This is a genomic window from Paenibacillus rhizoplanae (assembly GCF_042684125.1).
In the GTDB taxonomy this organism is placed as follows: domain Bacteria; phylum Bacillota; class Bacilli; order Paenibacillales; family Paenibacillaceae; genus Paenibacillus_AQ; species Paenibacillus_AQ rhizoplanae.
Window position 1 is genome coordinate 110,097 of the sequence record NZ_JBHUKY010000032.1, and the last position, 14,058, is coordinate 124,154.

The 14,058-nt window shown below is 54.7% G+C and carries 14 protein-coding genes; 9 read left to right on the top strand and 5 right to left on the bottom strand.

All coding sequences use genetic code 11. The features are described from left to right. Nucleotides 1–52: 52 nt before the first annotated feature. On the bottom strand, nucleotides 53–724 hold the full coding sequence (locus ACFSX3_RS18680; protein WP_209993349.1) for a sensor domain-containing protein: 672 nt from the start codon (nucleotides 722–724) through the stop codon (nucleotides 53–55). A gap of 120 nt (nucleotides 725–844) precedes the next feature. Next, nucleotides 845–1,360, bottom strand: a complete 516-nt coding sequence (locus ACFSX3_RS18685) for a GNAT family N-acetyltransferase (RefSeq protein WP_209993350.1) — start codon at nucleotides 1,358–1,360, stop codon at nucleotides 845–847. 98 nt (nucleotides 1,361–1,458) lie between these two features. Between ACFSX3_RS18685 and ACFSX3_RS18690 the strand changes: the two genes are divergently transcribed. Beyond that, nucleotides 1,459–2,151 carry a copper homeostasis protein CutC gene (locus ACFSX3_RS18690; RefSeq protein ID WP_209993351.1) on the top strand — a complete coding sequence of 231 codons (693 nt, stop codon included), beginning with the start codon at nucleotides 1,459–1,461 and terminating at the stop codon, nucleotides 2,149–2,151. Between the two features lie 13 nt (nucleotides 2,152–2,164). Here ACFSX3_RS18690 and ACFSX3_RS18695 read toward each other — a convergent pair whose 3' ends face one another. Both ACFSX3_RS18695 and ACFSX3_RS18700 read right to left on the bottom strand, forming a co-directional pair. Next, nucleotides 2,165–3,856, bottom strand: a complete 1,692-nt coding sequence (locus tag ACFSX3_RS18695) for a helix-turn-helix domain-containing protein (RefSeq protein WP_379313124.1) — start codon at nucleotides 3,854–3,856, stop codon at nucleotides 2,165–2,167. A gap of 60 nt (nucleotides 3,857–3,916) precedes the next feature. Next, nucleotides 3,917–4,909, bottom strand: a complete 993-nt coding sequence (locus ACFSX3_RS18700; protein WP_209993353.1) for an ABC transporter substrate-binding protein — start codon at nucleotides 4,907–4,909, stop codon at nucleotides 3,917–3,919. A gap of 262 nt (nucleotides 4,910–5,171) precedes the next feature. Here ACFSX3_RS18700 and ACFSX3_RS18705 point away from each other — a divergent pair, with 262 nt between their 5' ends. Together ACFSX3_RS18705 and ACFSX3_RS18710 are read left to right on the top strand one after the other, a co-directional pair. Next, nucleotides 5,172–6,227, top strand: a complete 1,056-nt coding sequence (locus ACFSX3_RS18705; protein WP_209993354.1) for an SPFH domain-containing protein — start codon at nucleotides 5,172–5,174, stop codon at nucleotides 6,225–6,227. Then, the gene (locus ACFSX3_RS18710) at nucleotides 6,224–7,207 is read left to right on the top strand and encodes an NAD(+)/NADH kinase (protein ID WP_209993355.1); all 984 of its coding nucleotides are present in this window, start codon (nucleotides 6,224–6,226) and stop codon (nucleotides 7,205–7,207) included. Before ACFSX3_RS18705 ends, ACFSX3_RS18710 begins: the two co-directional genes overlap by 4 nt. A gap of 135 nt (nucleotides 7,208–7,342) precedes the next feature. Here ACFSX3_RS18710 and ACFSX3_RS18715 read toward each other — a convergent pair whose 3' ends face one another. Further along, complete coding sequence (locus tag ACFSX3_RS18715) at nucleotides 7,343–7,912, bottom strand: hypothetical protein (RefSeq protein ID WP_209993356.1); 570 nt, start codon at nucleotides 7,910–7,912, stop codon at nucleotides 7,343–7,345. 254 nt (nucleotides 7,913–8,166) lie between these two features. Between ACFSX3_RS18715 and ACFSX3_RS18720 the strand changes: the two genes are divergently transcribed. From ACFSX3_RS18720 to ACFSX3_RS18745, 6 genes are all read left to right on the top strand, one after another. Beyond that, the gene (locus ACFSX3_RS18720; protein WP_209993357.1) at nucleotides 8,167–9,072 is read left to right on the top strand and encodes a L,D-transpeptidase family protein; all 906 of its coding nucleotides are present in this window, start codon (nucleotides 8,167–8,169) and stop codon (nucleotides 9,070–9,072) included. 336 nt (nucleotides 9,073–9,408) lie between these two features. Beyond that, a complete protein-coding gene (locus ACFSX3_RS18725) occupies nucleotides 9,409–9,798 on the top strand; it encodes a hypothetical protein (RefSeq protein WP_379257664.1) in 390 nt (129 codons plus the stop codon). 114 nt (nucleotides 9,799–9,912) lie between these two features. Next, on the top strand, nucleotides 9,913–10,482 hold the full coding sequence (locus ACFSX3_RS18730) for an RDD family protein (RefSeq protein ID WP_209993358.1): 570 nt from the start codon (nucleotides 9,913–9,915) through the stop codon (nucleotides 10,480–10,482). 120 nt (nucleotides 10,483–10,602) lie between these two features. Beyond that, the gene (locus ACFSX3_RS18735) at nucleotides 10,603–11,355 is read left to right on the top strand and encodes a YjgB family protein (protein ID WP_209993359.1); all 753 of its coding nucleotides are present in this window, start codon (nucleotides 10,603–10,605) and stop codon (nucleotides 11,353–11,355) included. 95 nt (nucleotides 11,356–11,450) lie between these two features. Beyond that, nucleotides 11,451–12,668, top strand: coding sequence for a winged helix-turn-helix domain-containing protein (locus ACFSX3_RS18740; RefSeq protein WP_379313127.1), 1,218 nt, complete (start codon nucleotides 11,451–11,453; stop codon nucleotides 12,666–12,668). Between the two features lie 82 nt (nucleotides 12,669–12,750). Further along, nucleotides 12,751–14,034, top strand: coding sequence for an MFS transporter (locus ACFSX3_RS18745; RefSeq protein WP_209993360.1), 1,284 nt, complete (start codon nucleotides 12,751–12,753; stop codon nucleotides 14,032–14,034). Nucleotides 14,035–14,058: the final 24 nt, after the last annotated feature.

A 14,058-nucleotide genomic window follows, 5' to 3' on the forward strand; every position in this document is an offset into this window, starting at 1 on the left:
CCCGCTTCGTAAGCTTTGGCAAGTGAACTATTAATAGATATGCGGGAAGAGATCAGGTATGTATGACTTCAAGCGGGGTACTGGCGGAATTCACGTGTGTTCCTGAGACTGCGCTGATCCAGGCCGCGTACAAACGTCCAAGAGCCACAAGCAGCAGCGGCAGAATCAGCAGCAGCACAAATCCGGTTCCGCATAGAATCCACGAGCGTTCGTCCGAGGTTGTGCCGGACAGGAAGAAGAAGAACTCCGGGTCCAGCATATTCAGATCATAGGAGAATACCGATGCACTGATTCGCTGGGCCAAAGGCGACAGAAGAGCACTGAAGGCAACCGTAGGCAGGACCAGCACAAGCGTGAAGCCCAGAATGCCTGCGGGCAGCTGGAGGAGGCTGTACAGGATTCCCCGGTACGACTCCCTTTCGCGGAGCTGGTGTCCTAATGTCCGCAGCCCCTCCCAGCGGAAGGCGGGAGCATGATCTGCGGCAGCGGGCTGCCCGGTTCCCTGGCGGCTGTTGCCGCTGGACCAGGCTTCAACGATCTTGTGTTCACTGGACATCATGCTGCGGCACCAGGCCAAGGTCAGGGCCAGCAGAGGCAGCCCCACCCATACAATAATCAGAGGCAGGCTCGCACTCAGACCTGTAACAGCAATGACGAAAGCGATGATTCCTTTGGGCAGGGAGAGCATTAGTATTTTCCACGCGTGTATACTTTGTCTTATCATTCAGGCCGCTCCATTCCGAATTTCCAAATTTCAACTTCTTCAGTATAGAGGCTTCATCCAGAGAACACACTCTCCAAAAGGCGGGAAAAATCCTGGTCTCTGGTCCAGTAATGCTTCCGGTTATTGGTGTTTGTAATAGATCACCGTGGCGTCCATACCTCCGCCGGCGGAAATGACATAGTCAGGAATCTTCCCGGCTTCTATATATCCCCGTGATTGATAGAGCAGGTTAGATGGATCGCCTTCGCGGGTGTCCAGCACCAGCAGTGTCCGTCCCCCGGCGGCAGCAGCCTGCTCGGCAGTCTCCAGCAGCACGCCCGCAATTCCCTTGCGGCGGTGTGCCGGATGGACCATCAGTTTGGCGACTTCCGCCCGGTGCGGAGCGTTGGGCTTCAGTACCAGATGCAGCTGCACAGTGCCGACAACCGTCTCACCCTCCAGCGCTATCCACAGCCGCACCGCAGGCCCGGAGACACTTTGCCAATAAGCAGCGGCCTCGTCCTCCCCCAGCGGAGGCAGGAATCCGATGGATGCGCCATCTTCCACAACAGCAATTAATAAAGAGCTTAATTCCTCTCTAAGCTCCAGGCTAATCTCTTGAACGGATACTACTCGTAATGTATGATCTGCGCTCATCTGCAAACATTCCTTCCTGCTATTTACTATGTTTCTCATTATACTAAGGGTAAGGCGGTTTACAAGAATTAAGACCAAGAAGGGGAGTGCAGCAAATTATGCTGTTAGAGGTTATAGCTACTACAGTAAATGATGCGGTCATAGCGGAGCGTTATGGTGCTGACCGGATTGAACTGATCACAGGCATCCGGGAGGGCGGACTAACGCCCAGTCTGGGCCTGATTGAAGCGGTCCGGGAGCAGGTCAGCATTCCGGTGAGAGTGATGGTAAGGCCGCATGCACGCTCCTTCGTGTATGATACATCCGATGTTGAGACCATGCTGCGCGATATCCGCCACATAGCCGGGGTAGGCGGGCTGTATGTGGTGATGGGAATGCTCCGCCAGGACCGGACGATAGATGAAGAACTGCTGAACCGGCTCCTGGAGCGGGCAGCGGGGATGGAGGTCACCTTCCACCGTGCGTTCGACGAGGTGAAGGACCAGCTTGAAGCCCTGGAGGTCCTGAAGCGGTATCCGCAGATTACGGATATCCTGACTTCCGGCGGGACTGCTGCTGCCAATACGCCTGGCGGTATGGTGAGGCTTGCTGTGCTGGAACGGCTGTCTGCCGGTTCCTCGCTCTCCATCCTCGCAGGCAGCGGCCTGAATGCCGCAGACCTGAAGGATTTCGTTACGCGGACCGGTGTCCGCCGGGTACACTTCGGTTCGGCAGTCCGGGAGGACGGCGACCCGCTGAAGCCGGTAGACCCCGAGCGGCTCGCAGCCATCCGTGGGCTTCTCAAGCCCTAGCAGGGTGCTCAGGCTACTCCCCTTTCTGACCGCCCAGCAGTCTGGGCAGCAGTGTGAGCAGCCGCTCCCGGGTCAGCGCATCGCCGGAATTCCATTTGGCTCCATCCAGCATATAGGCATGGCCCTGCTCCACGGCAGGCAGACTGCTCCAGAGCTCCGTCTGGAGCAGCTGCTCCATGGCTTTCCGGGAGTCCTCCCGCTCTGGAATCAGCATGAAGACACGGTCCCCCGCGTAGCTGTGCAGCATCGCAGGGTCCACTTCGCGGAACCCCAGGTCCTTGTCCAGAATGTCCTTGATCTCCGCTGTCGGCTGCAGGCCGCCGGGCGCATACAAGGCCGTGGACAAGCCGGTCATTCCCATGGCGTATAGATGGTTGCCATGGTCATAGAATAGCGCCGAAGCTGTTTCACCTGCCCGGAGCCCCCCGGCGTACAGACGCTGCCACATGGCGGCGTTTTTGGCATGGTAGGCTTGCAGCCAGACCGCTGCTTCGCGCTGCTTCCCGAGCCACTCCCCAAGAATCCGCAGCCGCTGCTCAAGCGGTGCGAAGGAATCGAAGGTGAGTGACGGAGCGATGCCGGCTACACTCCGGTAGACCTGTTCATCCGGGCTTGCGAGGATAATCAGGTCAGGCCGGATGGACCGGGTCAGCTGCGGGTCCAGCGGAAATCCTACATTGGCTAAATGCTTGACCCGGTGGCTATAGACGCTGCCCCGGGCGAATGCCTCATCGCCTCCGACAGGCTTAACCCCCAGCGCGAGCACATCCCCCAGTGTCTCCCCGTGGTAGACAACCCGCTTCGGACGCTCAGGGATTTCTACGGAATGTCCGGTCCAATCTGTGACGGTAATCCGGCGCTGCTGAGACTGGGCATATTGCCCGGGCGTCACGCCTGTCTTCTGCCGGAAGCGGCGGCTGAAGTAATATTCATCGGAGAAGCCGACCCGCCGGGCAATCTCGCGCAGCGGCTCGGCGGATGCAAGCAGATGATGCTTCGAGTGCCCGATGCGCAGATCGGTCAGATAATCGAGCGGCCGCTTTCCGGTCAGCTTTTGGAAGATAGGAGTGTATTGCCAGGGGGAGACACCGGCCAGCTCCGCGAGCTGCTTCACTGTGATGCTCTCCCTATAATGATTCTGCATGAAGTGAACCGTACTCTCTACAGATTGCGCCGGACTTGGCAGCTGGCGGGTAGAGTAATTCTGCTCTAACAGCAGGAGCAGCAGCTCCTGGAAGCGAAGCTGTTGTCTGAAATGCTGGAGATCATCCCCGCCGTTAGGGTGTGCAAGCAGCTCTTCGGCCAGCCGGATCACCCGGGTGAAGGGGTGGAAGATCAGCTCTGTCCGCCCCGGGAGCAGTTCATCCAGGCAGAGCGCAGGGGAACCCCCAGTAGTAACGGCGTTAAAGGACAGCAGATAATAATAGAGTGTCAGCTCCTGATTATCCAGACGGTATGAGGCTCCGGGAGGCAGCAGACAGCACTTGTCCGTATGTACAGAGAGTGTGGCCTGTTCCGTGATGTGCAGTTCACCGCGGCCGCCCGTAAACAGCAGAAGCGTATGCTGCTCCGCAGTCCGCACGGCCGATACGGTGTCAGCACTCTGCATCACCAGCTCAATGCTCTTCATTTGAAACAGCAGAGAACGGAGAGAGGCGGGCGGGGGCGGCGACAGAGGTTGAGCGGGATGGGCAGGCTGGCGCAAGGCTTGGTTCTCCTTTCAGGGCAGATCAGAATTTGATTTAATGAGAATGATTATCCGGGATTATTGCTTGCCCAGCATGGCGGGAAGCTCGCCGAGCAGCCATTCTCTTGTGGTAGCATCACTGGAGGTCTTCGTGATGTCCTGTGTGTAGACGTAGCCGTTTTTAACGGCGGGCAGGCTTTTCCACACCGCGCTCTCCAGCAGCTTGTCCGTCGATTGCTTGGCTTCCTCAGCTACCGGAGTCAGGAGAAAGATCCGGTCCCCGGCATATTCCTGCAGCACCTCCAGCGAGATTTCCTGAAAGCCCATATCGTCGTCCAGTACCTGTTGAATGGCCGGGGAAGGCTTGAAGCCTTGCTCTCCGTACAGCACCTGCGAGAGGCCGGTCGTTGCCATTACAAACAGCCGGTCTCCCGGATAATAAGTGAAGACGGAAGCCGTCTCGCCGTCCTTCATGCCCGCAGCCTTAAGCTGCGCCCACATCGCTTCTTCCTTCGCTCCGTATTCAGCCAGCCACGCCTCCGCTTCAGGCTTCTTGCCCAGGATATCCCCGATTTCCAGCATCCGTTCCTTCAGCGGGGCGAAGGTATTGAAGATAATTGTTGGAGCAATTTTGGACAGAGCCTCGTAATCTGCTTCCTCAATGCCGGCATAGATGATCAGGTCGGGCTGAAGCTCAATCGTCTTCTCCAGGTTAATCGGGAATCCTACATCTTCCACGCCAGTGAGCTTGTCCTCGAATACCTGGCCTTCACCCATGGAGAGCGGATAGCCGATGGCCTGTACACCGAGTGCGGTCAGATCGCCGTACGTTTCTCCAGAGTAGATAATCCGCTGCGGGTTCACAGGAATCTCCGCCGTATGGCCTTTGTAATCCGTGTATGAACGGGTTGTAGCTGCTGGTACCGCAGGGCTTACGGAAGCTTCCGTGGCGGGAGCGGTGGTTGCTGCTATATTGCCGGCCTGTTCCTTATCGCTGCTGCAGGCGAGCAGTAAGGTGCCCATCAGGAAGAGCATGCCCAGGATAGCGAAGGGTTGTCGTGTCTTGTTCATTGTAAGTATGCCTCCCAAAGGTATTGTGATTACCAATAATGATAATCATTATCGTTTAGACTATCATAAATTATAGCCTGTTGTTACTCAATGGACAAAACACGAGGCAGGATTTGAATATGTACAATATTTTTTCGCCTATTTAGTTAATAACATATTGATAATATCAAAAGGGTCTGCTATGATATTGTTAATAACAAATTAATAATAACATTTAGTTAATAACTTATTCCTTACAATTCAACCCTAGGAGGTAATGACCATGTTCGGATTCCGCTACGTGAAATTTCAGCCCAGTGATTATGTGCTTAAGGTGAAGAACGGCAAGGTAGTACGGGAAGGGGTCGGACTTTCTTTTCATTATTATGCGCCGACGACTTCGGTGGTTGTGGTGCCTGTCTCCTCAATCGATGTTCCATTCATGTTCGAGGAGATTACGGCAGACTATCAGACGGTAACCGTCCAGGGGCAGCTGACCTACCGGATTGTTGATTACCGTAAGACCACCCAGATCCTCAACTACACTTATAATCTGAAAAAGAATACCTATCTCTCCGACGATCCGCACAAGCTGGCGCAGCGGGTAATCAATATCGCCAAGGTCCTGACCAAGAAGCAGCTTGGGCAGTTGCCGCTGAAAGAAGCTATCCAGTCAAGTGAACGTCTGGCCAAGACGATTACGCTTGAGATCGGACAAAGTGCGGAGATTGAGAAGCTGGGCATTGAGCTGATGGGCTTGTCCATTCTGGCGATTGTACCGAATAAGGAGACACTGCGGGCCTTGGAGGCGCAGGCCAGGGAGGAGATGCTCCGTAATGCGGATAATGCGCTATATGAGCGGCGCAATGCTTCGATCGAGCAGGAGCGGCGGGTGAAGGAGAATGAGCTGAATACGGAGATCGCCGTTCAGACGAAGAAGAGACAGATGCGTGAGGCGCTGCTTGATTCTGACCGTTCAGCGAAGCAGAAGCAGAATGAGATGAAGGAAGAGCAGCTGGTTTTTGATACGGAGCTGGAGGAGAAGAAGCAGGCGCTGATTGAGCTGGCAACAGCGAATAAGAGAGCCGAAGCGGATGCCAAGGCTTACGAGCTGACGGCGGTAATGAATTCGCTGCAAAATGTATCGCCTAACGTCCTGCAGGCGCTGACGAATGTCGGCATGAACCCGGATAAGCTGATCGCCATCGCCTTCCAGGAGCTGGCGGAGAATGCCGGAAAGATCGGCCAGCTTAACATTACGCCGGATCTGCTGCAAGGCATCATGGCCGGTTCGGCAGGAGGCGGAGCCGGAGCAGAGAGAGGAGGTAACGGACGATGAGCAGCCGGGGATCGGAGAACAAAATCATACTGATCAAACGCAAGACTCGCCTGGAGGAGCTGGTGGTCCGCTACAATACGATCCAGCAGGCCCAGTTCTATATTGAACGGCTGGGAGCCGATTTCAGCGACTACTTAAGCGAGGATTTCCAATACCGCAAGGCGGTGGAGACCGCAGTGACCGAGCTCAGCGCCATCGGCCGGCTGCAGGTGCTGGAGCGGCAGCATGTGCCAAATTTCATCTTCGGGGCCGGGGATACCGTTGTGGTCCTGGGCCAGGACGGCCTGGTCGCCAATACACTGAAATACCTTCAGGAGCAGCCGCTGATCGGAGTGAATCCTGATCCGCTGCGCTGGGATGGCGTACTGCTGCCCTTCAGAGTCAAGGAGGTGCAGCAGGTGGTGACAGAGGTGCTGCGCGCCCAGCGCCAGGTCCGTGAGGTTACCCTTGCCAAGGTGGAGCTGAATGACGGCCAGAGCCTGTACGGGGTGAATGATCTGTTCATCGGCCGCCGGACCCATGTCTCGGCCCGGTATCAGCTGGAGCTGAACGGGCAGCTGGAGCAGCAGTCCTCCAGCGGCATCATTGTCTCGACCGGCCTAGGCTCCACGGGCTGGCTCAAGAGTGTGCTCGCCGGAGCCGCAGGAATCGTCAGCCGTGCTGCACAAATGCAGCATGCAGAGGCTGAACAGACCGCCCGGGTGTCTGCGGAGATTGCCGCAGTCAGCGCGGGCAGCGGGCTGGCCTGGAACCATCCTGAGCTGTATTTCACCGTGCGGGAGCCTTTTCCAAGCCGGACCACTTCAGCAGAACTGGTATTCGGGAGAATCAGCAGCAGTCTGCCGCTGCGTATCACCTCGCAGATGCCGGAGGATGGCGTGATTTTCAGCGATGGAGTGGAGAGCGATTATCTGGAGTTCAACTCCGGCGTGGAAGCGACGGTTGGGCTCGCAGAGAAGACCGGCAGGCTGGTAGTCTAAGCGATCCGCAGAGCATCAATGGGGGGCGGGTACGTCAAAAGGGTTCTCTCAGCTTCCGCTGCTGCGGTCTGAGAGAACCCTTTTTAGCATACAAAACAGCCGTTCAAGCGAAGCTGCCTATGCTCTCTGCTCTTCCTACTGGAAGCTTCGTCCCTGGTTCATTGGAGAATTGAAGGACGAGCCTGCGGACATCGGTGTCTGCATTGACGTATGCATCGGCTGGTGCATCGGCTGCTGGTTGATCCCGGCGTTGATCGGGCTATGCAGTGAGTTCACCGGCTGGCTGCTTGCAGTGAAGGACGGGCTGAAGGAAGAGTTATACCCTCCCATTCCTGTGTTGTGGCTCTGACCCATTGGCTGGTTCTGTCCCATAGAATGCATTAGTCCCATCTGGTTCCCGGAATTGAAGCTTGGAATGCTTGTATGGGTATTGAAGCCGGTTGTCTGCGGGAACTGCTCCATCGATCTGACCGACTGCGAGATCTGCTCAAGCTGTTGCATCGCGGTCTGATGGCCCTGCAGCGCCTGCTGAATCATCTGAATGGCTTTGCTGTTATGCTGGCTAAGCTCCTGGAGCTTGGCGGCATCCTGCTGCTCCTGCTGAAGAAGCTGCTGGTAATTCTGCGTTCCCTGCTGGGTCTGTGCCATCAGCTGCTGAACGATTTGCTCGCATTCCCGGATCTGTGCAGATGAGTTGGTATTCAAAATATTTAGCCTCCTTGATATGGGTGTTATGGTCATGCGGGCTTATTATCTCTGATGGGGCTGGTGAATATTCATGCTTCGGTTGCAAGGGAGGCGATTCCGCCAAGAACGGTTACAATATTGCAAACGTTGCGTCACTCCGGGCGGGACGAGTTGATAAGAATAGGTACAGGCTGCTCTGCAACTATTGCGGCAAATGAACGTCTATGTAGAAAAGACAATCCAGAATCATCCATAATGGAGGCGGGGCAACTATGAATCAGCGTGAACAGGCTAGCCGGATTCAAACTTATTTTCCAAGAAGTATCGCATTAACGCTGGTATTTGTAATGCTGTTGACAGCATGCTTCACAGGATCGGCGCAAGCGGCATCAGCATCCTCAGATCTGATCATTGTGAACAAAAAAACGAACAAACTGGCTTATTACAGCGATGGTAAGCTGGTGAAGATTTTTCCGGTCGCTACCGGCAAAACGAAAAGCCTGACGCCTGAAGGCAGCTTCAAGATGGTGGTCAAAATCAAGAACAGACCCTATTACAAGGATAAGATTCCCGGAGGCGATCCGGCTAATCCGCTGGGGGACCGCTGGCTGGGACTGGAGGTAAATGACACTTACGGCACCACCTACGCCATTCACGGCAACAATAATGAATCCTCTATCGGTAAATATGTCAGCGCCGGATGCATCCGCATGCACAATGACGATATTCACTGGCTGTATCCGAAGATTTCGAAGAACACCCGGGTTATCATTACAACCTCCGGGCTTGAGATGGCAGGCATTGCCGAGAAGAACGGCTACCGTCTGGGATCTACGATGATTGCGGGAGCTTTTGTCAAAGGCGGGGAGAAGCTGCCGGTGAAGAATTCCTTCCTGCTGGAGGATTCGCGGGTGTATATTCCACTGAGTGAATCCGTGAAGCTGCTGGGCGGAAGCCTGATGCAGGAGGCGGGAACCGGAGCGCTCATCATTACAATAGGCAAGAATACAGCAGTTCACAAACCGCTCAGCACGAAGGCAAAAGTGAACGGTAAAACAGTGGTGATGCTAGCCTCCAAAAGTATAGACGGCCGCCTGTACATTCCGCTTGGCAGCTTAACGCCGCTGTTCGGCCTGCCGTTCACCTGGAATGCTAAAGACGGAGTAGTGAAGCTGTAAAGTAGGAGGGCTCTGCGTAAGGCCAGATTATCCAACCAACCAACATGCCGCCATACACTGCGGCTCCAGAAGCCAGCCGATCAATCATTGATGGGCTGGCTTCACTGCTTAACCGGGGAAGAGGAGTAACAGGATACATAGAGAATTGTAAGTATAGAGTGATTCTATTCAGATCTGCCAAGGGAGGGACTGAAGATTAAAGTACGTATTATAGGCGGCTGCGGCAGCGGGAAGACGTATATCGCCCGGAAATTAGCTCAAAGTTACGGAATTCCGTACTATGAAACGGATAATTTTGTCTGGGATCGTAGGGACAATACCAAGAACTCCCCGGAGGTGCGGGATGCCAAGCTCGCGGAAGCTATGGATGCGGAGTCGTGGATTATAGAGGGCGTACATTACCAATGGGGAACAGAAAGCTTCCGGCAAGCGGATCTGATTTTTCTAATTAGGCCTAAGGCTTATATACAGGATGCCCGGGTCATCAGCAGGTTCATGAAGACCAGGCTGGGGCTGGAGCAGGGGAATTATAAGCAGTCGTTCAAGTATCTCCGGGTAATGCTGCTGGATTGGAACCGCGGCTTCAGGAGGAAGAGCATACCTGCGATCATGGAACTAACCGAAGAGTATCGGGCTAAGCGGATCATTGTGCAGCATAATCTTGAGATTTTGCAGCATGTGCGCAGGTATATGCAGGGGAAGAGTGTGCTGGGAACGAGTGATTAATTTGATTATATGGGAGGTAGGAGTCTCATTGCCGTTGCGCTGTTGCTGATTGTGCTGCCGGGGTTATGGACATGGACATGAATGTTGGACTACTTCTAGCTGAGGGGTGAATGTATGGAGCCGCGGATTGAGGAAGAGCTCAATTTGTACGAATTTGTAGGCTTTTGGAAAAGAGTGCTGATTAATATCATTGACTCACTTATTCTTATCCTACCTACCTATTTACTGACCAGGATTTCAGTGCCGGCGGCAGAGTCTGCAGGGTCAGCTTTTCCGCTTTTTATACAGTTTGTACTGCTTATGGCGTTCAATATATTTATGGTTGTCCGATACGGCGGGACGCCGGGCAGGCTGCTTCTGGGGGCAAGAATCGTTGATGAGAATGGAAGATATCCTGTGATCAAGCAGGCTTTGATCAGGGATAGTTTTATTATTGTTAACAGCTTCCTGGCAGTGGTTGTGAGTCTGAATACCGAGGCGTTATCCGCCATACCAAGCAGTCTGGTGAACTGGAGTCCGCTTGCGGCCGATATAAATGTGTTTTTGGGCTGGGTAGTGGTCGTGGATTGCCTGTTCGTCGCATTCACCCAGCGCAAACGGGCGCTGCATGATCTGATGGCTCGTACTTATGTGGTGAATAAAACGGCGCTGGACCGTGATCTGACAGGCAAATTCATAGCATAAGGCAATGTGTATAATACCTGGATCAGGAGGTCTGCACCTGCAACCTTAGTTACAGCCCCTGCGTCATAGGGTAAAGTTTAGACAAAAGAGGATGTTTCCCATAACGAAGGAGATGGCAGCATGACGACATCAATTAGAACAATCACAGGTATTCTTATCGTTGGGGCGATGCTCAGCCTTACAGCCTGTAATTCCGGCAAAACGGATACATCGCCTAACAATACGGCTGCGGCTACAGCGACTGTGCAGCCAGAGAATAGCGCTTCATCGGCAGCAGAAGGTGCACAGGTTAGCGAATCCGGTACAGATGACGGTGCCGCTGCGGGCGCAGAGCCTGTAACCGCAGACCCTGAAGCCGCTGCCGGAGCCACATCAGAGTCTACGGTTACTGAGGTTGCAGGGGCTGAAGCAGATACCGTCGCTCCCGCCACCCCGCAGGAGCGGAGTAAGCAGCTGAAGGAGCTGCTGGAGCTTGCTAAGCAGGGCAAGGTGCCCGGCGTGGAATATGCTGCGCATAGCGGGATGATCGACGAGGTGGAAGCAGCCTGGGGAGAACCGGATCTGAAGGAGTCGGCCGGTAAGGGAGTCTATTCCACCTACTCCAAGAGGAGTGTGGTGTTTGGTTTTAACAAGGGTATGAAGATTTTTGATGTACGCTCCAGCGCCCCGGACCTGCGTAACCTGACATTAGAGCAGATTGAAGAAGTACTCGGTAAGCCGGATGATACTACCGTGAATGGCGAGCATAACATCTATATTTATCAGGTCAACAAGCAGTATCAGCTCAAATTCGTTATCCCCGAATCGACAGGAACCATAGATCATATCTCCGTGTTCTCGGAGCAGGACTCCATTAATAATATGGCAGGCTAGCGTGGCGTCAAGAGGTGGCCCGATTAGAGCGGCTGTAGTCACATCAATATTGTATGAAAAATCCCCTTACAGCGACGACAACTGTAGGGGATTTTTTGGTTCAAGCTGATATAATCGACTTGTGGATTTATCAGCAGAAGAAGAAAAGAGGCATCGCCATGCATCTGGAGTTGAACGGAAGTGAATATAAGGTATCCGCCGGAGGACTGACGGTAGAGCTGCTGCCCAAGGAGTTCGCATTGCTGCAGTTTCTGTACCGTAACCGGGGGCGGACCTTCAGCCGGGAGCAGCTGCTGGATAAAGTGTGGCCGATGGAATATCCGGTGGAGCGGACCGTTGACGATCATATCTACCGGCTGCGCAAGAAGCTGCGGCAACTGGGCGGGATTGACATTAAGACGATTCGCGGATTCGGGTACAGTCTGGCAATCCCGGGTGGCCTTGCGGGCGTGGCGGTGAATCCGGCAACGAATGACCCGGAGCTGCGGGACACGATGCGTGAGGTGTTCATGAAGTTCCATGTCTACGGTCAGGGCAACTCCATGCTCACCCTGGCCCGCCAGCAGGACATCCTCGGCTACGAGCTGGACCCTCATTATTCCATGGTCGTTCATTTTGTGCAGGGAGATTTGGAGTGGCTGATCCATACGGATGAGATTCCGCTGAAGGACCGGCTTTTTTACCTCAATGTGTTCTACTTCTTCATTGGCGATCCCAGGGAGAAGGTGGAGTACGCCGAGCGCCTGATTGCGCGGAATCTGCTGAACCCGCCAGAACAAACCGAGCTGGAGATTCTCACGATGCTGGACATGTACACCCTTGCAGGTCAGCCGGAAAAAGCGCTGGAACGCCTGAAGCGTTCCTACCAGGTGATCGCCGGACCCGGCTTCGAGAATTTCATCCCGGTCACGGTAATTACAGAGCTGTTCATCCATCTCGCAGCGGGAGCTGGAGATGAAGATCTGGAACGGATGGATGAAGCCGTCAGCCGGATTTTGCAGGACAAGCCTTTTTTGCGGGAGATTGGCAATTACAAGGTAGTGAAGGGACTCTGGAAGCTGCGGCGTGAACAGTGGATAGAGGGGGAGCGGCTGATCAATGAGGGATTGCAGGTGCTGGATATGTCGGGATTCGTGCCGCTGCGGTTCTATGCGTTGTACAAGATCCATCATTTTTGCCGGATGTTCCTGACCGGAAGTGTCTCGGACCGAAAGTATAGTAGCCTGTTTGCGGCCGAGCTTGAAGCCTGTGGCCTGGCGAGACTGGAACACACCCTGGAGCACATCCTGCTGCCGCTGCTGGAGACCCCATGATAATTCTCTGACAATTCTCCGTTATTTTAGAATCATAGATGGAGCTTCATCTACGATCTTATGTAACCTGGAGGAGTGTCAGATGGAACAGTCAACCAAGCAGGGAAACAGCCTGCTTCATAACAAAACGTATATGCGGGTGTACAGCGCTTTTGCCACGGCGAGCTTCGGCGACTGGTTCGATGCACTGGCGATTCAGGTGCTGGTCGGTTACCGCTGGCAGGCCGGGCCGCTGATGCTGGCGCTCATTCCGGTAGCGCTGGCGCTGCCGAGTATACTGCTTGGCTCGATTGCCGGGGTAGCCGCCGACCGGCTGAACAAGCTGAAGCTGATGCGCATCTGCGATCTTCTGACGGCGCTGATAACGCTACTGGTGCTGTTCGCTCCGAGTATGATCTGGCTGCTGCCGCTGCTGGCACTGCGCTCAGCGCTGTCCACACTGAATATGCCCGCCCAGCAGTCCTTGACCCGCAGCCTGGTTCGGGAAGATCAACTGCTGCAGGCCTCCTCGCTGAACGGGCTGGTCAACCAAGGCTCCAAAATCGCCGGTCCGCTGCTCGGAGGTCTGGCGCTCGCCTTCCTTACGCCGCAGTGGTGCATCCTGCTCAATGCCTTGCTGCGCGGCTGTTCTTATCTGCTGCTGCTGTCCGTAAAAAATATCCATACGGAGGAAGAAGACAGCAAACAGCCAGAAGCGCTGGACAACAAGATACCGCTCCGCACCATGTGGCGGGAAGGCTGGAGCTTCATGCTCCGCAGCCGGCTGCTGCTGAATACGATGTTGTTCGGGCTTGCCGGGTCGCTGGTCATTCAGGTCGTTGACTTTCAATTCACCAGCCTGTTCCGGGTGTTCGCACCAGACCGGGAATCACTGCTCGGCTGGATGGTAGCCGCTACCGGAGCGGGAGCTGTGCTCATCATCCTAATCCTGAACAAGCTGAAATTGGAAGAAGGTTATGGCTGGAAGCTGGGATCTGGGTATGTGCTGATCGGCGGATCAATTGCGGCGCTGGGTCTGCTTCAGCCGGGGGCATCTATGATTTGGGTGCTGCTGATCGGGTTTGTGCTGGGGATCGGCAACGGGGTATTCATGATTACCTTCAATTACTGTCTGCAAAAAGAAACCCCGCCGCACATGACCGGCCGTATCTTCGGCATTCAGAACACAGTCCTCAGCACGGTACTCATTGTGGCACCTTTGCTGGGTGGTCTGCTTGTGCAATATGCAGGTCCGGCCCGTATTTTTGTCAACATTGGCTTACTGCAGCTGCTCCTGGGTCTGACGGGTGTGGTGTTCGGCCGGCAGCTCTGGCCGGTGGCGAGGTCTACAGCGGAAGCCGCTCATCCAGCAGTAGAGAGTAGCTAAGAAGGTTAACGGATCACTAATTTC

Bases quoted from the DNA above. Each gene is read 5' to 3' on its own strand.
- ACFSX3_RS18745 (WP_209993360.1), top strand. From the start codon at position 12,751: ATGGAACAGTCAACCAAGCAGGGAAACAGCCTGCTTCATAACAAAACG.
- ACFSX3_RS18705 (WP_209993354.1), top strand. From the start codon at position 5,172: ATGTTCGGATTCCGCTACGTGAAATTTCAGCCCAGTGATTATGTGCTT.
- ACFSX3_RS18730 (WP_209993358.1), top strand. From the start codon at position 9,913: ATGGAGCCGCGGATTGAGGAAGAGCTCAATTTGTACGAATTTGTAGGC.
- ACFSX3_RS18690 (WP_209993351.1), top strand. From the start codon at position 1,459: ATGCTGTTAGAGGTTATAGCTACTACAGTAAATGATGCGGTCATAGCG.
- ACFSX3_RS18735 (WP_209993359.1), top strand. From the start codon at position 10,603: ATGACGACATCAATTAGAACAATCACAGGTATTCTTATCGTTGGGGCG.
- ACFSX3_RS18685 (WP_209993350.1), bottom strand. From the start codon at position 1,360: ATGAGCGCAGATCATACATTACGAGTAGTATCCGTTCAAGAGATTAGC.
- ACFSX3_RS18710 (WP_209993355.1), top strand. From the start codon at position 6,224: ATGAGCAGCCGGGGATCGGAGAACAAAATCATACTGATCAAACGCAAG.
- ACFSX3_RS18720 (WP_209993357.1), top strand. From the start codon at position 8,167: ATGAATCAGCGTGAACAGGCTAGCCGGATTCAAACTTATTTTCCAAGA.
- ACFSX3_RS18700 (WP_209993353.1), bottom strand. From the start codon at position 4,909: ATGAACAAGACACGACAACCCTTCGCTATCCTGGGCATGCTCTTCCTG.
- ACFSX3_RS18680 (WP_209993349.1), bottom strand. From the start codon at position 724: ATGATAAGACAAAGTATACACGCGTGGAAAATACTAATGCTCTCCCTG.